General features: G+C 45.2%; 20 protein-coding genes and 1 tRNA gene. 12 read left to right on the forward strand and 9 right to left on the reverse strand.

Annotated elements, in window-relative coordinates:
- Positions 1-23: 23 nt before the first annotated feature.
- On the reverse strand, positions 24-1,067 hold the full coding sequence (gene dusA, locus ACRJJO_RS16310) for a tRNA dihydrouridine(20/20a) synthase DusA (protein WP_431066716.1): 1,044 nt from the start codon (positions 1,065-1,067) through the stop codon (positions 24-26).
- 8 nt (positions 1,068-1,075) lie between these two features.
- Positions 1,076-1,636 (reverse strand): gamma carbonic anhydrase family protein, encoded by a 561-nt coding sequence (locus ACRJJO_RS16315; RefSeq protein WP_431066717.1) that lies wholly within the window; start codon positions 1,634-1,636, stop codon positions 1,076-1,078.
- Between the two features lie 410 nt (positions 1,637-2,046).
- Between ACRJJO_RS16315 and ACRJJO_RS16320 the strand changes: the two genes are divergently transcribed.
- The 4 genes from ACRJJO_RS16320 to ACRJJO_RS16335 all read left to right on the forward strand — a co-directional run bounded on the left by ACRJJO_RS16320 (position 2,047) and on the right by ACRJJO_RS16335 (position 5,846).
- Positions 2,047-3,054, forward strand: coding sequence for an SPFH domain-containing protein (locus ACRJJO_RS16320; RefSeq protein ID WP_431066718.1), 1,008 nt, complete (start codon positions 2,047-2,049; stop codon positions 3,052-3,054).
- Positions 3,055-3,059: 5 nt separating this feature from the next.
- The gene (locus tag ACRJJO_RS16325) at positions 3,060-3,722 is read left to right on the forward strand and encodes a zf-TFIIB domain-containing protein (RefSeq protein WP_431066719.1); all 663 of its coding nucleotides are present in this window, start codon (positions 3,060-3,062) and stop codon (positions 3,720-3,722) included.
- 509 nt (positions 3,723-4,231) lie between these two features.
- Positions 4,232-4,672, forward strand: coding sequence for a hypothetical protein (locus tag ACRJJO_RS16330; protein ID WP_431066720.1), 441 nt, complete (start codon positions 4,232-4,234; stop codon positions 4,670-4,672).
- 247 nt (positions 4,673-4,919) lie between these two features.
- Entirely contained in the window at positions 4,920-5,846 is a 927-nt protein-coding gene (locus ACRJJO_RS16335; protein WP_404361360.1) for an ExeA family protein, read from the forward strand.
- On the opposite strand, the gene ACRJJO_RS16340 is transcribed toward ACRJJO_RS16335, so the two are convergent.
- A complete protein-coding gene (locus tag ACRJJO_RS16340; protein ID WP_431066721.1) occupies positions 5,843-7,573 on the reverse strand; it encodes a hypothetical protein in 1,731 nt (576 codons plus the stop codon). The two genes, ACRJJO_RS16335 and ACRJJO_RS16340, sit on opposite strands and share 4 nt — an antisense overlap.
- Before the next feature lie 57 nt (positions 7,574-7,630).
- Here ACRJJO_RS16340 and ACRJJO_RS16345 point away from each other — a divergent pair, with 57 nt between their 5' ends.
- From ACRJJO_RS16345 to ubiD, 5 genes are read left to right on the forward strand one after another with little or no spacing between them, the layout of a single operon-like run.
- Positions 7,631-8,983, forward strand: a complete 1,353-nt coding sequence (locus ACRJJO_RS16345; protein WP_431066722.1) for an HDOD domain-containing protein — start codon at positions 7,631-7,633, stop codon at positions 8,981-8,983.
- 5 nt (positions 8,984-8,988) lie between these two features.
- Positions 8,989-10,335 carry an HDOD domain-containing protein gene (locus ACRJJO_RS16350; RefSeq protein ID WP_431066723.1) on the forward strand — a complete coding sequence of 449 codons (1,347 nt, stop codon included), beginning with the start codon at positions 8,989-8,991 and terminating at the stop codon, positions 10,333-10,335.
- Positions 10,336-10,338: 3 nt separating this feature from the next.
- The gene (locus ACRJJO_RS16355) at positions 10,339-11,712 is read left to right on the forward strand and encodes an HDOD domain-containing protein (RefSeq protein ID WP_431066724.1); all 1,374 of its coding nucleotides are present in this window, start codon (positions 10,339-10,341) and stop codon (positions 11,710-11,712) included.
- A gap of 16 nt (positions 11,713-11,728) precedes the next feature.
- Positions 11,729-13,768, forward strand: coding sequence for an oligopeptidase A (prlC, locus tag ACRJJO_RS16360; protein ID WP_431066725.1), 2,040 nt, complete (start codon positions 11,729-11,731; stop codon positions 13,766-13,768).
- The gene (gene ubiD / locus ACRJJO_RS16365) at positions 13,765-15,225 is read left to right on the forward strand and encodes a 4-hydroxy-3-polyprenylbenzoate decarboxylase (RefSeq protein WP_431066726.1); all 1,461 of its coding nucleotides are present in this window, start codon (positions 13,765-13,767) and stop codon (positions 15,223-15,225) included. Before prlC ends, ubiD begins: the two co-directional genes overlap by 4 nt.
- Positions 15,226-15,410: 185 nt before the next feature.
- Here ubiD and ACRJJO_RS16370 read toward each other — a convergent pair whose 3' ends face one another.
- The 5 genes from ACRJJO_RS16370 to ACRJJO_RS16390 form a co-directional block, all read right to left on the reverse strand.
- A complete protein-coding gene (locus ACRJJO_RS16370; protein ID WP_431066727.1) occupies positions 15,411-15,839 on the reverse strand; it encodes a dirigent protein in 429 nt (142 codons plus the stop codon).
- Positions 15,840-15,851: 12 nt separating this feature from the next.
- Positions 15,852-16,382, reverse strand: a complete 531-nt coding sequence (locus tag ACRJJO_RS16375; protein ID WP_431066728.1) for a CIA30 family protein — start codon at positions 16,380-16,382, stop codon at positions 15,852-15,854.
- A 533-nt stretch (positions 16,383-16,915) separates the two neighbouring features.
- Positions 16,916-16,992 (reverse strand) — tRNA-Met (locus ACRJJO_RS16380).
- Positions 16,993-17,045: 53 nt separating this feature from the next.
- The gene (gene ychF / locus ACRJJO_RS16385; RefSeq protein WP_431066729.1) at positions 17,046-18,137 is read right to left on the reverse strand and encodes a redox-regulated ATPase YchF; all 1,092 of its coding nucleotides are present in this window, start codon (positions 18,135-18,137) and stop codon (positions 17,046-17,048) included.
- 167 nt (positions 18,138-18,304) lie between these two features.
- Positions 18,305-18,730: a protein YgfX gene (locus tag ACRJJO_RS16390; RefSeq protein WP_431066730.1), complete on the reverse strand. Its 426-nt coding sequence runs from the start codon at positions 18,728-18,730 to the stop codon at positions 18,305-18,307.
- A gap of 245 nt (positions 18,731-18,975) precedes the next feature.
- On the opposite strand from ACRJJO_RS16390, the gene ACRJJO_RS16395 reads away from it, so the two are divergent.
- From ACRJJO_RS16395 to ACRJJO_RS16405, 3 genes are all read left to right on the forward strand, one after another.
- Complete coding sequence (locus ACRJJO_RS16395; RefSeq protein WP_431066731.1) at positions 18,976-19,965, forward strand: YgfZ/GcvT domain-containing protein; 990 nt, start codon at positions 18,976-18,978, stop codon at positions 19,963-19,965.
- Between the two features lie 538 nt (positions 19,966-20,503).
- Positions 20,504-21,346 carry an HDOD domain-containing protein gene (locus ACRJJO_RS16400; protein WP_431066732.1) on the forward strand — a complete coding sequence of 281 codons (843 nt, stop codon included), beginning with the start codon at positions 20,504-20,506 and terminating at the stop codon, positions 21,344-21,346.
- A 208-nt stretch (positions 21,347-21,554) separates the two neighbouring features.
- Positions 21,555-22,526, forward strand: a complete 972-nt coding sequence (locus ACRJJO_RS16405) for a COX15/CtaA family protein (protein ID WP_431066733.1) — start codon at positions 21,555-21,557, stop codon at positions 22,524-22,526.
- Between the two features lie 16 nt (positions 22,527-22,542).
- On the opposite strand, the gene ACRJJO_RS16410 is transcribed toward ACRJJO_RS16405, so the two are convergent.
- A complete protein-coding gene (locus ACRJJO_RS16410) occupies positions 22,543-22,995 on the reverse strand; it encodes a nucleoside deaminase (RefSeq protein ID WP_341328790.1) in 453 nt (150 codons plus the stop codon).
- Between the last annotated feature and the right edge of the window lie 535 nt (positions 22,996-23,530).

The raw sequence follows: 23,530 nt of genomic DNA on the forward strand, positions 1-23,530 counted from the left end.
TTAAAAAAGCAGGCCAGTATACCTTATCGGGATATTAAATCTAATGCCTTGAGTAGCGTATTTTGATCGGTCCCCAGTTTCGTCCCGTTTTCGCTAATATGCCTCCGCCAAGACCTGGCGCCGGGAACTCCGTGAAAAAGTCCAAGCAGGTGTCGTGCTATCGAATACAATCGCACACCTTGTTTTAATTGTTCACAAATATAAGGAAGTAAAACTTCTACTATTTCTTCACGACTCTTAATTGCATGAAAGTCCCGGTAAAATAGTTCATCGACGCCGGCTAATAAATAAGGATTCTGATAAACCTCTCTTCCGACCATGACGCCATCGACCTCATCATTAATGATAAGCGCTTGATCCAATGAACGGACGCCGCCATTCAAAATAATTTCCAATTCTGGAAAATCCCTTTTAATTCTATATACCACATCGTAGCGTAGCGGCGGAATTTCCCGATTTTCCTTTGGAGACAGTCCGCTCAACCAGGCTTTTCTGGCATGAATGATAAACACCCGGCACCCGGCTTCGGAGACCAGAGTAATAAAACGATGTAACGCTTCGTAGGAATCTTGGTCGTCGATACCGATCCGACATTTGACGGTCACCGGAATCGACACGGCCCGATTCATTGCCGATAAGCATTCGGCAACTAATTCCGGAGTCTCCATCAAACATGCGCCAAATCGTCCATTTTGTACACGGTCGCTAGGACAGCCGACATTCAGGTTAACTTCGTGATAGCCGTAATCTTCGACCATTTTAGCGCATGCCGCCAGATCCTTTGGGTTACTGCCGCCCAATTGACATGCCAATGGATTTTCGTCTGGGTGGTATTGTAAAAACCGATCCCTGTCGCCATGCAATAAGGCACCGGTCGTAATCATTTCGGAATATAAATAAGCGTGTTTTGACATCAAGCGATAAAAATACCGGCAATGCCGGTCCGTCCAATCGAGCATCGGGGCAACGCAGAACCTTCTTGGCGTTATGATTTCCGGCAATGCTGAATCGGATTTCGATGTGATGACAGTGGGTACACTGCAAGTTTGAAATTCAGATTGAGCCATGATTGTATTCAGCAACTGGGCTGGTTCGGTTGAGCCGTATTTTGTTGCAAATGCTCATTTTTCAATTGAATGTAATGCTGATAGGAATATTCCAAAAATTCTTTTTCACGATCCGACAACGGACGTATTTGCCTGGCCGGACTGCCGACATAAAGAAAACCGCTTTCGAGCTTTTTACCGGGCGGCACCAACGCACCGGCGCCGAGCATGACGTAATTTTCTAGTTCCGCCCCATCTAAAATGATCGCCCCGATGCCGATTAAACAATAATCGCCGACGGTACAGGCATGAACCACCGCATTATGACCTATCGTAACGCCTCTACCGATCGTTAAAGGCTGACCTTGAGGCGAAAACGGACCGGCATGGGAAACATGCAAGACCGAACCGTCTTGTACATTAGTACCATCGCCGATACGTATCGACTCTACATCGCCCCGAATAACGGTCGAAGGCCAAACCGACACATCATCTCCCAATACGACGTCGCCAATGACGACAGCGCTTGGGTCAATCAAAACCGAACGCCCTATAACAGGCTGTTTATCTTTAAATTTTCTAATCGACACATAACCTCCAGGTTATTTACTATAATTTTGCTAAGGGACGAGCATGAAATATACCTTTTGCTCTTCAAATTTCGGCAGTGCCGGAGGAGGCGCCTGGGTGTCCGATAAAGGCTTTGCCAGAATGGAGCTGGCATAGAGCCTACATGGACGTATTCACTGCGTCCTTTAGCGGACACCCAGGCGCCGAATTTTGATCTACGACGGGTATAACTTAGACATCTGTCAAGCGAGTTACCGAACTGCCACAAAGCCTACTACTTGTAGAAGTTATTTTGTGCATATTCCTAAATTCAAAAACGAAAAACTTTAATGCGATTAACAAAAGTCGTCAACCGACTTAAATTGAAGCATTATAGCTTTTAGACGAGGACGCCAATGCTTAACAAGTTAATAAAACCGAGGTTGCCATTGTGATTTTTAACGGTATTAAACGACAACTTCGTTCTGTCATACAATGGAATAACCCGCATCCGGAAGCGCTGCTCGAACAATGGACAGACAACGGCGATGAAATCAAAAATGCTTCCAAGTTGATAGTCGGGCCCGGACAAGGCTGCATTTTTGTTTACGAAGGTAAAGTCAAAGCGGTCATTCAAGAACCTTGCCTAATCGAACTCGACACCGCGAATATCCCATTTTGGACGACGATTAAAAAATTCATGCAGTTTTTTGTCAGCGAACATAAAGTTGCGATCTATTTTTTCAGAAAAACTAAAATACTCGATCAAAAATGGGGGACCACATCACCCATTAAATATGAAGATCCCAAGTATCATTTTCCGGTAGGACTGAAAGCCTACGGCAATTTCAGTTATCGAATTTTCGACGCCGAGGATTTTTTCAATAACGTCGTCGGTAATCATAACAATTTTTACATCAACGAGTTTCGCGAGGTTATGACCGCGCGAATCATGCATCCTTTAGCCGATTATCTTGCCGAAAGCCGTTTTAGTTACGCCGACATTGATGCGAATAGAGAAGAAATCGCGTACGGCATGCACATCAAATTATCGACCGCCTTTCAAAAACTCGGATTTGAAATCACCGATTTTCGCATCGAAGGCACCGATTTCGATGACGATACGCAAACACGCATCAAACGGATTGCTGACTTAACGGCCGAAACGCATGCCGCGCAAATCGCAGGTATCGATTATACGCAACTGCAACAACTAGAAGCGATGCGCGATGCAGCCAGAAACGAAGGCGGCGCGGCAGGACTCGGCATGGCCATGGGGGCGGGCCTAGGCTTCGGGCAGTCCATGGCGCAAACCGCTACACCGGTTCAAACCAGCCAACCGCAAAGTAATTCGGAAGCGGTACAAAAGTTAGCGCAATTAAAACAGATGCATGATTCCGGCTTGATTTCCGAGCAAGAATACGCTGATAAAAGAAAAGAAATTCTCGATCGTTTTTAAGTCCTATGAAACGCTGTCATAGCTGCTCCGCGCCGCTGCTCGCCAACACCAACCTGTGCCGCTATTGCGGTACGCGAAATGACGTCGACTTACATGGAAAGCATCATTTTGTCACCATTGATCATGAATCAAAACGAAAATGTCCGCACTGCGCAGAGGCTTTACACACGGTTGGCTTAGACCTCGATGATGGCCTCGGCGAATTCATGATAGAACGCTGCGAACACTGTTTTGGTTTATTTTTCGACCCCGGTGAGATTGAACGATTATTGAAAAGTTCGGTTTCTAATGTTTTCAGTATCAATCAACAATTGCTTCATAATATCAGTGTTGAGCGTTATCAAGAACACAGCAAAAAAGTTAAATACATCAGATGTCCTGTATGCGATGCCTTCATGCGTCGCATTAATTACGGTCATCGAAGCGGCGTCGTCATCGACCGATGCAATGCACACGGAATATGGCTCGATAATGGGGAAATTACGCACTTGATGGAATGGAAAAAAGCGGGCGGATTACTACTACATGAACAAAAAATTCACCATAAAAACCAAAGAAAGCAATATGTTAAATCTCCTTCAATACCTAGACCTACTTCCGAAAACGCAATGAGCGAACCCGTTTTGCTGGACACGCTATCTTCGTTAATTGCCAAACTTTTTAATTGATTGCATACCCATCGAAGATCAAAATTCGGCACCGGGGTGCCCGTCAAAGGATGCCGTTCAGCCAGCACTTAAATACCATAGGATTTGGCCGTAAATAACTTCCCTAGTTTAAGGAGGGCTCGGTTGCTCGATTGACAGGTGTTGGCGGCAGGGCAGATTTTTGCTCCTGCAAAATCTGCATTCATGCCATCCATGGCAATCAGATTCCGCCGTCAAGCCTACACGAACGTATTCACCCAGCACCTAAATTCCATGGCTCGTTGGCTATGGCTAACTACCTTCGATAATTTAGGTGCTGGGTTCACGGCGTCCTGCCAAGCGAGTGACCGAACCCTCAACAAGGATCATAGTTCCAGGACGTTATTTATTACGAAATCCATAGTTCATTGGCCATGGTTAATTGTCTTGAATATTTAGGTGCTGGGTGAACGGCGGTCTTCGATAAACACACCCCATAACTTTTATTTTTACACGGTTTTTCAATCAAAAAGAGTAGCTACTCATTAGATTTGAACGAAAAAACGTCTAATAATTTAAAAGGCGCTGGGTTGATTCACTCCTTCCATACCAATCAGGTTGACGCTAAACTTTCATGGATTTACTACGGTCCTCGGCAGACACATCCTCCACCTTCACGACTTTTCAGGCTGACAGGAGTAGATATCAACAATTCCTCTGCTAATATGAAGGCTCGGCAAACCCGTACAACTTCAGCAATTCCCAGTTTGAGAAATTTCTTCGTGTTCAGGGTGCGGGGTATGCCTGTCGAGGAACGCCGTAATCCCATCCATGGGGGATTGGCGGCGGCTAAACGCCAGGGATGGCGTGTATTAGGCAATGCAGGAGCAATTGCCGAGGAGCAAAAATTTGCCCCTGCCGTCGACATCCTCGCCAAGCACACTCCGCACCCTTTTTTATTCTCAAATTGGGAATTGCTGGTACAACTTTAACGAAACTACTTCGGATGCTTATTTCAGTTATAATGGGCAGCTCAATTTTTAAACTTATTTTCAAAGATCTTTGAATGACAAAAAATTTCTTATCCATTAAATGACGCTAAGTACATGACGACACTCATACATTGACGGGAAACCAGCAAAATGCAACTGTTATTGAAGTATTCTATATTTTTTAACCGTTATTTAAGTTTTGCTGAATCTAATACCGCAATCAATTCAGCTTGAATGAGAAATCTAAATGTACACAAAATTCTTTGGTCTTAAAAAAAAGCCATTCTCATTGATTCCCGACCCGGAATTCTTATACCTAAGTTCGAAGCATCGAAAAGCTTTAAGCACCTTGCAGTACGGCTTGATGAGTCACGCCGGCTTTACCGTAATAACTGGCGAAATCGGCTCAGGTAAAACCACACTGATTCGAAGTATGTTAAATAAAATCAAGGATCAGTGCACCGTCGGCGTTATCACCAATACTCATAGTGCTTTCGGTGATTTGTTGACTTGGGTACTAGGTGCGTTCAACATCAGCCATGACACGAAGTCCAAGGCAGAGCGCTACCAATTATTCGTCAAATTCATTAGTGAACAAGCCCGCAAAAAGCGGCGCGTAGTACTGATTGTCGACGAAGCTCAAAACATGGAAATTGAAACGCTGGAAGAACTCAGGCTACTCTCTAATATTAATGTCCAGCAAGAGATCATGCTCCAGTTAATTTTGATCGGTCAACCTGAGCTCGTGGATAAATTGAATGAACCGCAGTTGATTCAGTTCGCTCAGCGTATTTCGATCGAATACCACTTGACTCCCCTTAATTTTGAAGAAACCGAGCTTTACATCGACCATCGCTTGCAAACCGCCGGCAGCCAAACCAAAATATTTAACCAATCGGCTTGCGCAGCCATTTTTTATTACAGCGCAGGCGTCCCTCGTCTAATCAACAACATATGCGACTTAGCAATGGTTTTTGCATTCGCCAACGATACGAAGGAGATTGGCTGGAAAACGATTGTCGAGGTTATCAACGAAAGAAAAACGGGCGGAATTAAGCGCTTCAGAGGAAAGCATTGCCCAGAGCCAGACTTAATGCAGAAAGTAGCGGAAGCAGAAAAATTACGCCGGGCAATTCTCGAAAAAACCGGAGTCGATATTTCAAAATGCCATTAATTACAACCCTCATTAATAGCCACTAATTCAATATGCTGTAACGCGGCTGTGACATGCAAAATTTTTCCGGTACGATACAGCGTTCTATGTTTTTCGCGATGAACCTGAATCGTCTGCCCCGGTTTTAAGCAATGTGTATCTACAACAATACTCTCCGGCTGATGTAAAATCGAATCGGCAGGAATATAAATCGCCATCTGTCCTTGTTGCTTATTAATATCAAGTAAAATGATCCAAACCAATTCAGAACGCATTCCCATCAGTTCAATACCCAGAATCAAATCCTCGTCTTCAAGTCGACTGATTCTTCTGATCTGACCGATTTCCAATTCATTAAATTCTGGTTGTTGAACTGCGAACAGCTCGCCAACTTTGATTCTTTGGTCTTCCGAATTCCAAATCAAGGCATAGCCCTTAATACTGCTATTCAAGATCAAAAAATCGCCGAATGGAATTTTATTGAGCAGCTCAATCGTTTCAGGTTGCGACCAAATTTTATTACCGCTTGAAGCCAGTGCGCCGAGTTTATGGATTTTGGCTGCTTTCGGATCGATAGCCAAATGCCCGGATTTTTTCTGGTTTAGGTTATAGGCAATTTCATCGCCTTCCGGAACTAAGTCTAAATCCGGTACTTGCCAACTTCCGGCAATTCTGGGGTCATGCTCAAACTTTACCTTAATCGTTTCATTGTCGACCCCCTGTATTTGTGCGAGCATACTGACGATCGACTTAAAACCGATATAGCCTCTAGCATTTTCTGTTGATACGATTCGAGTATATTTTCGGGTACGCTTTTTGGTCAATACTTCCGCCACTCTGAAAAGCAAGTCCTTGTCGATAAAGCGATAATTCGATTTTTTATCTTTTCTTTTTTGAGCGGCAATAATGAGATTATTAACGACCGGCAGTGTGGCGATATAACGGGTATTATTTTGTGGTTCGGCCTGGAATTGCAAGCATTTGGTCGGCGCTTCATCGACATCCAAATTAAGCTGAAAAACACCCTGTATCGCCTCAAGCTCAATAGCGTTATTTAAGCTGATAGTTTCAACACATTCTTCTAACAGATTGAAAAGCGTATTCATTTCACGAACTCTAAAACAATCGGTATCACAGCATGAAAAAATCAGCATTTGCTTGAAGATGCTAGCGATCGTTGTATGCTTTACATGACTCATATTTACCGGAATATTTAAAAGCCCTAGGGTTTCCGCCCTTATGTAATTACGGTAACAATTTAACCAAAAGCCTTTCTGAACGCTAGCATAGACTTGGCTTATATGCAGTAAAACTTGACTCGCGGCATACATTGCCGAAAATAATATTTGCGCTTGTTCCTGCTTGCTCCAATTGGAATCTATCGATTCGAGCTGATGACTCAAATCCGAAAAATTCATCGTCAATTGTGTGTAAACCCAAACTAAAATTTCGACATTCGAAGTTTCTTCTTCAGATAAGGGAAAGCCGCTATCCAAGTATACGCTTTCAAGCTTCTCGGCAACTTCATTAACCAGCGGCATTGCTTGATACAGACATATAAAGCGAAATCGAGGACTGATATCCATGCTATTCATAACATGAAAAGCCGAAGTCAGTTCACGACAAATCTCGTAACCATTTTTAGAAGACAGTAAATCCAGCCATTTTGCAAAAGATTGTTCATCAGGAGCAAATGGCATTGCTTCGTTTGTTAAGTTGGGTTGCATTCTGAATTTAAGTTTATTCATTTTGTCCTTAATCATCAGTAAGTGTCATTAAGCGAACGCAGTTTCTGCTATACTCGAATGCAGTTTAGACTAACAGTCGAATCGGTATTCCAATTTTTACTTTTGGCGAATGTTTTTTACGGAATCAGCATGTCTTTATTGAATTTTTTTTTCAAGGATAACAAACAAGGTTCCGCGTGCAGCATTAAACCTAACCCGATAACGGTTGAAACGCTGAAAACGTTGATTCCCATTCGCAGTTTAAATGAAGAAATGCTGGAGTCTTTCGCAACAGACCGATACTCTGATGTTTTTCCCGCCAACACTATTTTGTTCAATCAGGGCGAACAAAACGACTCCGCTTATTTTTTATTGAAGGGAACTGTCATTATTTCCGACAGCGCCGGAAAAAATTATGAGGTTGAAGCCAATACCGCACGCGCTAAATTTCCCCTCTGTAGCGGTATCAAACACGCCTTGAACGTTATCGCAAAAACCGACGTAAGTCTATTGAGGGTTTCGCATAAAATCATGTGCGCGCTGCCCCCCTCTTCCCATCACCCCGCTCCGCTTAATATACCGAAAGAATTAACCGACAATCGATTATTACAAGCTTTTTCACAGTATTACCTAGAAGAGGAAATGGACGTTCCGTCGCTGCCGGATATTGCTTTTAAACTGCGCAAAGCAATTCAAGCCGACATTGGTGTGGCCGAAGCCGTTAGAATAATCCAGTTGGATCCGGTTATTGCGGCGAAATTGATTCAAGTTGCAAACTGCCCGTTATATTTAACCGCCATTCCAGCTAAAACATGTTTCGAAGCAGTCAATAGAATCGGTTTAAAGGCAACCCAAAATTTAGTGATTTCTCTCAGTCTCAAACAAATATTTCATTCACCGAATCCACTGATCAAAAAAATACTGGATCGGGTTTGGAGGCAAAGCATCTACATTTCCTGTATTTGCTACGTACTAGCTAGTGAAACTAAAAAAGTTAATCCGGAAGAGGCATTACTAGGAGGCTTAGTTTGCGATATAGGGATTGTCCCTTTTTTAAATTTTGCCGCGAACCTTCCAGAGGATTACTACAAGGAAGAGTCGCTTGAGCGTGTCATGCCCTTTATAAGAGGCCCCGTCAGCGCCTATATCTTGCGAGAATGGGGATTTCCCAAAGAGCTCTACGAAATACCTTTATATGCCGATGATTGGTACCAACATCGCGACAACCAAATTTCTCTGATCGATATCGTCGTATTATCACGGTTACATAGTAAAATCGGCACATCGGAAATGGCTAATTTACCGGAAATAACCTCCATACCGGCGGCAAGCAAACTAGATTTCATCCAACTCTCGCCGGAAAACTCGTTACATATTCTTCATGACGCACAAACTAAAATTAACGAAGCCAAGCGAGCTTTTGCAATATAGATATTATGCTACTGAATCTATTTAAAAAAAAACCTATTCCAAAGACTAAGCAAGCCCCCAAAAGGGAACAAACGATAACGGCTGAAAGACAATTTTCAGGAACCAAGCAATCGAGCAACAACATTAAGCCGGTTAACATTCCGGTTAAATTTCTTAAACGGTTAATGCCTTTAGGACAACTATTAATTGAAGAAGAGATACAAGCTTTAAAAATCTGCACCGAAAATTTTACCCCTGGGTCTGCCCTTTTCATACGGGGTACCGAGGTCGATTCACTCGTTTATTTGTGCAAAGGTACGATATATTTAGAAACGGCCGATGGCATCGGACAAGAAATTAACGAAGCCACTCTAAAAGCATTGTTTCCATTATCGAGCGGGGATTTTCACCAGTTTACCGCCATCGCTAAATCGAATGTTATGGTGATCTATATTCCAAAAACCGTATTACTACTTAACCGTAACCCGATCAACCCGTTAAAAGACCCGCTACTTGCCTCGGATTCGCTGCAAAATAATCCATTTTTCCTTCGATTTTACGATCATTTTCAGCAACACGATTTAAAAATCCCCAGCTTTCCCGAGGTTGCTCTCAAACTTAGACGATCGGCAATGCAAGACATCGGCATTGCCGAAGTCGTCAAGATAGTCAACATGGATCCGGTTATCGCTGCAAAATTAATTCAAATCGTCAATAGTCCGATATATCGAACACTAAACCCAATTTCCAACTGCCATGATGCGGTTAATCGATTGGGCCTTAAAAATACCATGAACCTAGTTACTGCGATCAGCATGAAAAGCCTGATAAAGAGTGAGAAGCCAACAATCAAGAAGCGTATTCAGGAAAATTGGATTCAGAGCATTAAGGTTTCGTGCATTAGCTATACGCTAGCAGACTTGACTCGTCAAACCAACCCGGAAGAAGCTTTGCTGGCCGGACTTCTGCACAATATCGGAAGCCTACCCATGTTAATGTTTGCCGACCAATTATCGGAAAACGCGTTCAAGGTGAGCGAACTTGACCAATGCATTAAGTCATTGCAAGGCCAAATTGGCACGATCATCCTGGAAAGATGGGGGTTTCCTGATAATCTCAAAGCAGTTCCGGTAAAAGTAAGCAACTGGTTCGATCATTCCGGCGAGACTTTACAACTAAGCGATATTGTTTTGCTCGCTAAATTCCATTTCTTATTGACGCAGCATGAGCAAAGGGTTGAACTGCCGTTAATCAATATTTTGCCGGCATTTCAAAAGCTGGATGCGCAATTATTGACTCCGGAACAATCATTGCAAATATTACAAGACGCGAAGCAGCAAATTAGCGAAACAATGAAATTTTTCATGGCTTGACGTATGTCCAATTGGTTTTCACATATAATCGAGCATTTTACGTCCGAGCCCCACGAATCTAAAAACGATCCACAGGAACATTTTGATAGCTGCCCTGTTGCGGCTGCTCCTATTTTATCCTGCGACAAACCTTTCAAGACAAGCCGCATAAAACAGTCAGTCGAAATACTAAAACAATTCGTACCGATAAGGAACCTTGACGATGCGGCAATCGAGCTTTTGCAGCAACGGACATACTCTTATCAGACTGGCGATACGATTTTCGTAAGAGGCCAAAACAATAAAGGGAAAGTGTTTTATTTGCACAAAGGAGCACTCGAATTAACGCCAGACTGCGAAAGCATCTATCAAATAAGCGCCGATTCACCGCTGTCGCATTTACCGATTAACAGCGGCAAAATTATTGGTGCTACGGCACTCGCCAAAACCGATGTTGAGATCATTGAAATCTCAGAAGAGCTCATTAATTTGTGGACAGAACAAAGTAAAGCGGATGCAACGCAATTAGAACTGATCGATATCGACCTGCCTAAACAAATCGAAGATAACGGTTTTTTTACCGACTTTTCCCGAATTTATCGCGAAAATAAGCTAATCTTACCGTCTTTACCCGCAGTCGCTCTAAAACTCAAACAAGCGATGGAATTCGAGATTGATATCCGCGAAGCCGCCAAAATTATTCAAATCGACCCGCCAATCGTAACAAAGCTAATCCAGATCGCCAACAGCCCTCTTTACTCTCCAATTTCCCCAGTAACCAATTGCCAAGAAGCGGTCACCCGCCTTGGATTAAACGCTACTCGTCAATTAGTGATGGGCATCGGACTCAAACAAATGTTTCGATGTCAAAACAAACACTTGCTTAACGTTATGCAATCGCTTTGGAAAAACAGCCTTTACATTTCGAGCCTCAGCTTTATATTGGCTCAGGAAAGCGGCCGGGTTAACCCCGAAGACGCATTATTAGCGGGGTTAATCAGCGATATCGGCATCATCCCTTTGCTCCATTTTGCCGAACAGCACCCTGAACACTATGAAAATCTATCGGAACTTGATGAGGCGATCATGGTTTTAAGAGCTCCAATCGGCAAATTAGTCTTGCATACCCTCGGTTTTTCCGAAGAACTTGCGCAAATTCCGCATCATGCCGAAGACTGGTATTATGACAGCGGCGATAAACTCACGCTGACCGACATTGTCATACTGGCTAAATTACACAGCTATATCGGCATTGAACATGATAAAAAGCTACCCTATATCAATTCGATTCCTGCATACACGAAATTAAACAACGGCAAATTGACGCCGGACTTTTCACTGCATATCCTGCACAAAGCGCAGCAGCGCATCGATGCAGCGATGCAAATTCTTTCTTGATCGATATCCAAAGCACATGAATAACCCATTACTGACCGATAACACTCTACCTCATTTTTCCGAAATCAAACCCGAACATGTCGTACCCGCCATCGAAAAATTACTTGCAGACGCGCGCGCGCAGGTCGATTGGCACCTCAAGGCCGCCGACCAATATAGCTGGGAAAACCTGATCGAGCCGATCGAAAACGCCGAAGACAAGCTTAATAAAGCCTGGTCCCCAGTCAGCCATATGAATTCGGTAGTTAATAGCGAAGCCCTTCGTGAAGCCTATAATGCCTGCTTGCCGATGCTCAGTAATTATTCGACCGAAATGGGCCAAAACGAAGCCTTGTTCAAAGCCTATCAAGCGATCGCACAAAGCGACGAATTTCAAAGTCATGACAAGGCCCAGAAAAAAATCGTCGCTAATGCCTTGCGCGATTTCAAACTGTCCGGCATCGACTTGGAACCGTCCCAAAAACAACGCTACAAAGAAATCAGTCAAGAACTGTCGAGGCTGACTTCCCGCTTCGAAGAAAATCTGATGGATGCAACCAATGCATGGAGCAAACTGATTACCGATAGCGACGACTTAGCCGGCCTACCGAAATCGGCATTGGCGCAAGCCAAACAAACCGCACAGGCCAATCAACAAAATGGCTGGATGATTACGCTGCAATTTCCGTCATTCCAAGCCGTAATGACCTATGCCGACAGCCGAGAGCTGCGCCGAGAACATTACGAAGCATTCGTCACGCGTGCATCAGATCTCGGGCCGCACGCAGGTCGCTGGGACAATAGCCTAATCATGGAACAAATCCTGGCGCTGCGCCATGAACAAGCGCGCCTATTAGGTTATGACAATTACGCCGAATTATCCCTGACAACTAAAATGGCCGACAACCCCGACCAGGTCATCGGCTTTCTCGAAGACTTGGCTGATAAATCGTGGCGACAAGCGCGTAAAGATTTATACGAATTGCGCGAATTCGCTTCGAAAAACTACGGAATAAAAGACTTACAGCCTTGGGATATCGGTTATTACTCGGAAAAAATGCGCCAGCATTTTTATCAACTTTCACAAGAAGAAGTAAAAACCTATTTTCCGATCGACCGAGTCTTGCCCGGCCTATTTGCAATCGTAGAAAAACTCTACGGGCTAGACATCAGCGAAATCGACAATTTCGACAGATGGCACGAAGACGTCCGTTTCTACCAGATTCTCGACCGCGACGGACAACTTCGCGGCCAATTCTATACCGATCTCTATGCCCGTCCGAAAAAACGCGGCGGCGCTTGGATGGACGTTTGCGTCAGCCGCAAGAAATACCAAGGCGAAGTCCAAACGCCGGTCGCGTATCTGACCTGTAACTTCACGCCGCCGACCGGCGAAGACCCGGCTTTGTTGACCCACGACGAAGTAACGACGCTTTTTCACGAATTCGGACACGGCCTGCATCACATGCTGACCAAAGTCGACCATCTCGGTGTTTCCGGCATTAGCGGCGTCGAATGGGATGCGGTGGAATTGCCGAGTCAGTTCATGGAAAACTGGTGCTGGGAAAAAGACGCGCTGGAATTGATTTCAGGCCATTATCAAACCGGTGAAAAACTACCGGACAGCTTATTTGATAAAATGCTCGCCGCGAAAAATTTTCAATCCGGCATGATGATGGTTCGGCAACTCGAATTCAGTCTATTCGACTTGAGAATCCATAAAGAATACGATCCGGCCAAGGGCGGGCGTATCTACGAAATTCTCGAGCAAGTCAGAAAACAAGTCGCCGTGGTTACGCCACCGTCGTTTAACCGCTTTGCGCACAGTTTTTCGCATATCTTCGCGGGGGGCTATGCGGCAGGATATTACAGTTACAAATGGGCCGAAGTCCTATCCAGCGACGCCTTTTCGATGTTTGAAGAACATGGCATTTTCAATGAAACCATCGGCCATGCATTTTTGACCAACATTCTCGAACAAGGCGGCAGCGACGATGCAATGGAATTATTTATCCAATTTCGCGGACGCGAGCCTGAAATCGATGCACTGCTCAGACACAACGGAATCGCTGCATGAAGTATCACGACCTGCGTGATTTCATCGCGCAACTGGAAAAACAAGGCGAATTGAAGCGAATTCAATACCCAGCCGACCCGGTGCTCGAAATCACCGAAATTTGTAATCGCACATTACAACAAGAAGGCCCTGCCCTGCTCTTCGAAAGCCCGAAAGGTCATTCGATACCGCTGCTCGGCAACCTATTCGGCACGCCGCACCGAGTCGCGATGGGCATGGGCGCCGATTCAGTCGAGTCCCTGCGCGAAATCGGCAAACTCTTGGCTTATTTAAAAGAACCTGAACCGCCAAAGGGTTTTCGCGATGCACTCGACAAAATTCCGGTATTTAAACAAGTATTGAACATGGCGCCGAAAATCGTTAAATCGCCGCCCTGCCAGGAAGTCGTGCTCGAAGGCGATGAAATCGACTTAGGCAACTATCCGATACAAACTTGCTGGCCCGAGGATGCCGCACCCTTAATCACTTGGGCATTGGTTATAACCAAAGGACCCTACAAGGAACGTCAGAACCTGGGCATTTACCGGCAACAAGTCATCGCAAAGAACAAAGTCATCATGCGCTGGCTCGCGCATCGCGGCGGCGCTTTGGACTTCAAGGAATGGCAAGAGGCTCACCCCGGCGAGCCGTTTCCGGTTACGGTCGCGCTAGGCGCGGATCCCGCGACGATACTAGGCGCCGTCACACCGATACCGGATAGCTTGTCCGAATACGCCTTCGCCGGATTACTGCGCGGCAGCAAAACCGAACTGGCAGAATGCTTATGCAATAACTTGCAGGTACCGGCCAGCGCCGAAATCGTATTGGAAGGTTTCATTTATCCTAACGAAACCGCACCCGAAGGTCCTTACGGCGATCATACCGGCTATTACAACGAAGTCGACGAATTTCCGGTGTTTACGATCGAAAAAATTACGCAGCGCCGCGATCCGATTTACCACAGCACCTATACCGGCAAACCGCCCGATGAACCGGCCGTGCTGGGCGTGGCATTAAACGAAGTTTTCGTGCCGATCTTGCAAAAACAATTCCCTGAAATCGTCGATTTCTACCTACCGCCCGAGGGTTGTTCTTATCGTCTAGCCGTGATCAGCATCAAAAAACAATACCCCGGTCACGCCAAACGGGTCATGCTTGGGCTTTGGTCGTTTCTACGCCAATTCATGTACACAAAATTCGTCATCGTCGTCGACGACGACGTCAATCCGCGCGAATGGAAAGATGTCATCTGGGCGATGACCACGCGTATGGATCCAACCCGAGATTTCACGCTGCTCGACAACACGCCGATCGATTATCTCGATTTTGCATCGCCGGTATCGGGATTGGGCTCGAAGGCAGGCTTCGACGCGACGAACAAATGGCCTGGCGAGACCAACCGCGAATGGGGGCGGCCGATCGTGATGTCCAAGGAAATTATTCAGAAAGTGGATAGTATTTGGGAAGGGTTGTTTTAACGGTATTTTTTGCAAGTCTTGCTGCGGGACGGGTTATTTAACCCGTCCCCAACGTTTCGGATTGGCCTAAGTGGTTTCGGCTTGCTTCGACCACGGTTGAAATGTTTCGGCGTACAGGGAAGTATGCTCACCGAAAAGATTTTCAAGCCTGCACCACTACAAAATCCGAGCAGCACAATTGGCTGTTATCGAACCCAATAGTGCAAAATTTGTGTGAAAGTACCGTCTCCATTGTTAACAGACTCCATTTGCCCGCTGATGCCCGAATATCGGCCTGTACCGCCAACAATCGCTATAGCTGACGTTCCTGTATCGAATTCACGCCCAGCCACCTGAATACTGCCGTTCTTCATGGTCAAGGTCCATTGACATTGGAAGCTATGGCCAACGCGCGTGCGTATGCACATGCCGCTATTATTACCGATCCGCGAACCTTGTTCATCTAGTAAGGGTTGATCGAACGTCAGAATATCCCCTTCGGAATCACCTGGCACACCAATGTCAATGAAGTTAGATTTATGCGCTCTAGCATCCGCGATGGTTATGACCGTTTGAGGTGCGACATATGTGCAGGCAGTGATACCAAAGAGGCTGGCGATTAAGATACGACTCAAAGAGTCAGACACCTAATTATCCACACTATAAAAACGTAGAGAACCGAGACATAAATCGAACCTAAAATCTCGGCCAATAGCGACCAATCCGATACGTTTCAGATTACGTTGAAGAAATTTCTGTGATGTTTTATAGGCATCAAAATTAGCAAAAGGAATACGAACGGTTTGCCATTCGTCGGTCGCATGGAATTCGGCACGATAAGATTGCCAGGGGAACCAAAGGTCCGAAGTGCGAAAATGAATATTGTAGTCTTCATTATTACCGGCTACTTCGAAGACAATACCGTCAAAGGCCGATGCATCGAAGTTGTCTTCATCAGACAAAGCCATTTGCACAAAGCCACCATTTTGTTCGGTTGAAACATCGCCCTGCATACGTAGGCAATCTCTTCCTTTATGAGTATCTAATTTTAGATTTCCCTTGGAAACTCCACCCATGACCTGATCGCTGACCAGTCGCCACTCCATACCAAGGTTGGATTTCAAATTGCCACTGCTACGATCATCGATTACAAACTCGCCTGCCAACATTGTTTTCATGACTCCAAGGCTTATTACTAGGAACAGTCTTGCGCTGAGTTTTCTAAAATTCATCCTATTTTCCAAACATTAGTCCTAAAAATGCAGATGAGTGTTTTTTTACTATGAAAGTTCGTAGATTAGGACTCTTTATCTCATTTTTCGATATGAAAAACAATTCCGGTTCCGAAGAGGGTGCGGTTACTCGACTGAGAAGCGATAGCAGATTCACTTATGATCGAATCAGCTTGATCACATGAAAGTGCCGCTAGTAAAGGATGGGCATGAAATAAGTTACGCAACTGACAGAATTTTCTGTTCGTATTCAAGACTCGCAAATAGGCGAATCACATATACTGTGTAACGAAGAAGACGGACAAAAGAGCGCGTCAGAAATTTGAAAAAGAATCGTGCGAAGTACGATAGTCACGAGCTACGCTCATTTAAAAATCTAGCTTCTAGCGGAACATGAAAAATTCTTAATGGAATCGTTGCGAAATCGGTTGCAACTGATAATATAACAAAATCAAAAGTTCACTAACTTATTGATTTAATGGTGGCGATGGGTGGACTTGAACCACCGACCCCGGGGTTATGAATCCCGTGCTCTAACCAGCTGAGCTACATCGCCATTGAAGAGGTCTTGCAAAAGAGCGGGCATTATAGAGACCCGCTCTTGTTTTGTCAAACGTTGAAGCGAAAATGCATGACATCGCCGTCTTTAACGACATAATCTTTGCCTTCGAGACGCCATTTACCGGCATCCTTTGCGCCCTGCTCACCTTTGTAAGTAACGAAGTCTTCATAGGAAATAACTTCGGCGCGGATAAAACCTTTTTCAAAATCGGTATGAATGACTCCTGCAGCTTGCGGAGCCGTGGCGCCGACGTGTATAGTCCAAGCCCTAACTTCTTTGACGCCCGCCGTGAAATACGTCGATAAATTAAGCAGCCGGTAACCAGCACGCACGACTCGATTCAAACCCGGCTCGTCCAACCCTAAATCATCAAGAAATTCTTGTTTTTCGTCTTCATCAAGCTGCACGATTTCCGCTTCGATTGCCGCGCATACCGGTACGACCATGGCACCTTCTTTGTCGGCGAATGCTTTTACTTTGTCCAATATCGGATTGTTTTCAAAACCGTCGTCTTGAACATTGGCGATGTACATCGTGGGTTTAACAGTTAACAGACACAAGTCTTTAATCAGGGCCATATCATCATCGGATAAATCCATCGCCCTAACCGGTTCGCCGGTGTTCAAATGTTCGTTAACTTTTTCCAATACGGCTTTTCTGGCTAGTTCGTCTTTGTTGCCGGATTTTGACGCCTTGGCTGCCCGCTGCAAGGCCCTTTCGACGGTCGCCATGTCGGCCAGCGCCAATTCGGTATTGATGACTTCGATATCGGCTATCGGATCGATTTTTCCGGCAACGTGAATGACATTATCGTCTTCGAAACAACGGACGACATGTGCGATAGCATCGGTTTCGCGAATATTGGCAAGAAATTGATTGCCCAGCCCCTCGCCTTTCGAAGCACCGGCAACCAATCCGGCGATATCGACGAATTCAATCGTGGTTGGCAGTACACGTTGAGGCTTGACGATTTCAGCGAGTTTATCCAACCTCGGGTCTGGCACGGCAACAACACCGACATTGGGATCGATAGTACAAAAAGGGTAGTTTTCGGCGGCGATTTCCGCCTTGGTTAAAGCATTGAATAAAGTTGATTTACCGACATTAGGCAATCCGACGATTCCGCAATATAGCGCCATAGAGGTCTCTGAAGTGTTTAAGCAATTGGGATAGTTGCTTTGATGATAAAAAACTCGTAATTATACAATTCCCGGACGGATTGATGAAACAACATTCGCCGGATATTTAAGCGGTAAGCCTTAAAGCAGGAGCGAACCAAAAAAAATGCCGCATAAAAACCGATTTCCTACTCTTCTGTTGAAACGGTTATTTTTAGATATACGGTTAGTCTTCGAAAATCGATTTCGTCCATGACATCGTTAAAAATGACCTGGTAATGGTTTTTACCTTGCAATTCATAATGAAAAAAAATCGCAAGCGGCGTCAAGACCGTTGATCCGAGAATCCGAATTTGAGCGAAGCTATCCCCTGTGAAAAGCTGCCAGCCGTAATCTTCGGAATATCTAAGCAAGCGTTCGGTATCGCCAATAAAATAGCGGCGTCGAGAGACAATGCCGCTAAAGATAACAACCGCAATCAACAGCCATTGAACATAAGGCTCGATAGCACTGAGCGCAATCGCAAGCAAAGACATCAAGTGCATGAGCAATAGAATTTTTTTCTCTCGTTTCGACATTCCGATTTGCAGCGTTACCAACTCTAAATGTTTCATACAATAACGATGGTTTGATATTTTTCAAGCATTAAACAGACAGAAGTATACTTCGTGCGGTCATGTTTGCGGCTTTTATGGCAATGCTATTTTGTTCGGTAGCAAGGCACGAAAACAGGCGCATAGCAAGCTATGTAACTGTTTTCGTAACGCCGCTATCGGACAAAAGAGCGCGTCAGAAAATCGCAAATGTGACCGCGCGAAGTATATAATCGGAAACTTTCAATTAACTCTAGCGATAATTCATGAATCAAGCTTGGAAATCCTTTCTTATTGAACAGCAGACTCGAATTAATACCGAGACTGCCAACATAGAAAAAATCGACGATTTAGACAAACAAACCGGGCAGGTTTGTCCGGTTATCGATCTAGCCGTGTTAAAAGTCACCGGCACCGATGCAGGCCGATTTCTTCAAGGCCAAGTAACTTGCAATATCGACGAACTCACCGAACAAAAGTGCAGTTTCGGAGCCTTTTGCAATGTTAAAGGGCGCGTTATCGCCAATTTTCTTGTATTCAAGTCGAACGACGGCTTCCTTCTAATCTTGCCTTCCGAATTACTCGATAGCATCATCGAAAAACTACGAAAATATATTTTACGGGCCGATGTGCAGCTGATCGATAGCCGAGACGAGTATTGCCTAGTTGGGATTAACAAAAGCTCGTCAAACTCTTTTTCGCCCGTTCCGGAGCATGAACTTCACATGCTTGCCGAGCCCTTCCGCTTGATAAAACTGCCTTCATCGAAATCACGTTATATAGCCGTTGAATCGGCGGAACAAGCCATCGAACTATGGTCCTCGCTTACCCAAGAACAAGGCTACCATGCAAGCAACCCTGAGCAATGGCGGCTATTCGATATCGAAGACAGAATACCGTGGGTCGATAAGGAAACTAGCGAAGAATTTATTCCGCAAATGCTGAATCTCGATCAATTAGGCGGCATCAGTTTTAACAAGGGCTGTTATACCGGACAAGAAATCGTAGCGCGCACACATTATCTTGGAAAAACGAAAAGAATGCTGTTCTTAGCCGAATCCGCTGCCGCGGAAGTGCCGCCTCCGAAAACGGCTATTCTCGACGACAGCGGTCAAACGATAGGAAAAATCCTGCGCGCTCAAAAGGAACGAAATACCATTAAGCTGCTTGCAGTTCTTCCGAATTGCGAACTCGATAGCGAAAACTTAATGCTTGATACAACGACTAAGGACAAAATCAGGCTAATAACGCTATAATTCTATGGAATTGGTGCTGAGCGATCGCGTCCATGCTTGACGTTGGATGTCGAAATTTACCGATTTTCATGTCGGATAAAATGACTGGGTTATGGATTTTAAGTAAATAGCTGGCGCTTTATCCTAAAAAGAGCAGTTGAGAGCCTCAAAATTTTAATGCAAGGTAAGCAGGTTCGGTAACTCGATTGGCAGGTGTCGGTGGCAGGGCAGATTTTTGTTCCTGCAAAATCTGCATTCATGCCATCCATGGCAATCAGTCGCCGCCGTGAAACCTACACGGACGTATTCACCCAGCACCTAAATTCCATAGCCCATTGGCTATGGTTAACTATCTTAGATAATTTAGGTGCTGGGTTCACGGAGTCCTGTCAAGTGAGTTACCGAACCCGCTACAAAACTCATAGCTCCAGGAAGTTATTTTTCACGAAATCCTTAGCTAAAAATGGTTTTTTCGAAAACTTAGGCTTGACGGCTGCTTTCCTACTTGGACAGCTATTTGAATTTAAACTGTAAATCTTTGATGGGAACTTGAACTCGAATGCAATTTAAATCAGTCCAGGCTTTTCTTGACCATGTTCAAAAAGAACTGGATGCCAATCGCCTGATATTGCCAACTCTCCCTGACATTGCGTTAAAGGTTCGCGACGCAGTAGCTAAAGGCGAAGCAACGGCACAGCAATTAGCAGACATGATTGTCACCGACGCAGCCTTGTCTACGCGCTTGATTCAAGTCTCTAACAGCCCTTTATATCGCGGAGTCAACGAGATCAAGAGCATTCAAATGGCGGTCACGCGTCTAGGGCTTAAAACCATTAGCTCATTGATAAGCAGCCTGGTAATGCAACAAATGTTCAGCCCGACTTCAACAGTGCTTGAGCATTACTTCAGACAGTCCTGGGAACAAAGTATCAATGTCTCGGCCATCAGTAGAGCATTGGCAACATGCACCCGGCATCTAAATCCCGATGAAGCTATGCTAGCAGGGCTCATTCACCAAATTGGCAAATTGCCAATTTTGATGCTGGTAGAAGATATTCCGGAATTCAGAGACAGCCCTTCACGTCTTGAAAAATTGCTGGAAAAAGCCCATCCGGCCGTTGGAAAAATCATTATGGATACATGGACCTTTCCCGATGAGTTAAAAGCCGTGCCGTATCAATACGTTAACTTTGGCTATGACTCGGGTGAAAAAGCCGATTATGTTGATCTTGTACAAGTGGCTTTTTTACAAAGCATAGCCGGGACCGATCATCCTGCAACACGGGTTGACTGGTCTACCGTGCCGGCATTTGCCAAGCTGGGTCTGTCTTCCGATGCTGAAATTCTGGAAATAGAAGGATTATCCGAAGAAATAGAAATTGCACAGTCTATGTTTTCCTGATTTTCGCTCCTGCATTGCCCTACTACACAACATCCGTGGCGTTATGCAAAACCCGTACTTAGGCAGCGTCTAAATCCCATAGATCATTGTCGATGTTTCAAAATCATAGCTACTTTTGGAGCAATGCTTATGACGGGCAATCCGGTGCCGAGATTCGGCTAACCAAAAGTATCACTGATATCCTCTCAAAAACTTATAGATCACACCAATGATTGATATTGAAGCCGCACTCAGGTTCAGACGCATCGGAACCATTACCATTTTCGCTGTTTACTTCTTGATCCTGGTCGGAGGCATCGTTCGCGCATCAGGCGCCGGAATGGGTTGCCCTGACTGGCCGACTTGCTTCGGCAAATTGATTCCCCCAACCGACATTTCTCAGCTTCCGCCGGACTACAAAACCATCTATGCCGAACGAGGTTATCAAAACACCGATTTCAATCCGGTCAAAACTTGGACCGAGTATCTAAATCGCTTAACCGGCGCCAGCATTGGAATTCTGATTTTACTGACCGCTTGGTCGTCCCGTATTTATCTCAAGTCCGATAAGACGGTATTTTATCTTTGCTTGGCGGTGGTTTTTATCGTCGGCTTTCAAGCTTGGCTAGGTTCCGTGGTTGTCGCCAGCAATCTAAAGCCGCTGATGATAACCTTACATATGCTATTGGCATTGTTCATCGTGGCTTTGCTAATTTACGTGATAGCAAGATCGCAGCGGGAGTTTTTTCAAAGCCTTGATACACAGTCGCTGCCCCATGTTTTCAAGGGCGTGTTGACCGCCGCATTGGCCATGACCTTGATTCAAGTAGCAATGGGCACGCAAGTTCGAGAAGCCGTCGATCTAATTGCTAACGAACATGCCTATATCGACCGTCAATATTGGCGCGATGACCTCCCCATCATTTTTTATGTACACCGCTCGTTTTCGTCGATTATCTTGTTTACAAATCTATGGCTGGCCTGGAAACTGTATCGCTCGCCCGCTCAAAACAGACTACTGCATACACTCGGCATAGCCTTGACCGCCATGGTCGTCATTGCAATTCTGGCCGGAGTCAGCCTCGACAGACTCGGTTTTCCCGCTAGCGCGCAACCGATACATTTATTGATGGCCAATCTAATTTTCGGTACGCAGTTTTTTATTTATATCTGCTTGATCTATTCCAAGCAGAAAGATTAAGCCGCCGGATTTAGGATTAAGCACCAACGTATTCGCCGATATCTTCAAACCAGATATGCGGCGATTGCTCGATAAAACGGCGCATTAGCTCAATACAATCGGCATCGTGCAACTCGATGACATTGACTCCTGCCTCCCTGAGCCAATCCAAATGCCCTGAAAAATTGACCGATTCGCCGACAACAACGGTGCCGATATTAAACTGTCGAATCAATCCGGAGCAATACCAACAAGGAGCTAAGGTCGTCACGAGAATTTTATCGCGGTAGTTCGTTTGCCGCCCCGCTTTACGAAATGCGTCGGTTTCGCCATGTATCGATGGATCGCCGTCTTGAACTCGCCGATTACGCCCCCGACCAAGCACACGGCCTTCGCAATCGAATAATGCCGCACCAACCGGAACGCCGCCTTCATCAAATCCCGCACGGGCTTCTTCCAAAGCCACGGATAACATATCCAAATAATTCATCAGCAACTCCTAGTGAATGGTGTTTTAACCTAAAAAGAGCAGTTGAGAGCCTCAAACTACCGTTCGCCCTGAGCCCTTCGGCTACGCTCAGGAGAGCCCTGTCGAAGGGTGAAGGATAGTTTGGAGGACCGTAAGGATTCCTTCGTAAATGAGTAACATCCTAATCAGGTATGCTTCATTTTAATAGAATGCAGACCGATGTTTTACACATTCTAAAGGAAGGGAACGGCCAAAAGAAGACTTTGATACTTTGATCCCGAGTGACGGCAACGGACTATGTAGCGACCTTTAAATTTTTTCTCTGCTTTACTCCTAAACGCTATTTACATGGTGTCGCCGTATAGCAGTAGCCAAATTTTAGCCCGTTAGGTCTATTGCCGATGGCTTATTTTCCAGTCAAGCATCTTGCGTATGGATGCTGTACGGATTCCCCCTGAACGGCTTTGGCTCCTTTAATCTACTAGTCAAGCCCACAGAATCCGGAAAAAATCGTACGCTAAGCGTAGCATGTCCGATCCAGACGGACGACTGTCCG

The sequence above is a fragment of the Methylotuvimicrobium sp. genome, assembly GCF_050611805.1.
In the GTDB taxonomy this organism is placed as follows: Bacteria; Pseudomonadota; Gammaproteobacteria; order Methylococcales; family Methylomonadaceae; genus Methylotuvimicrobium.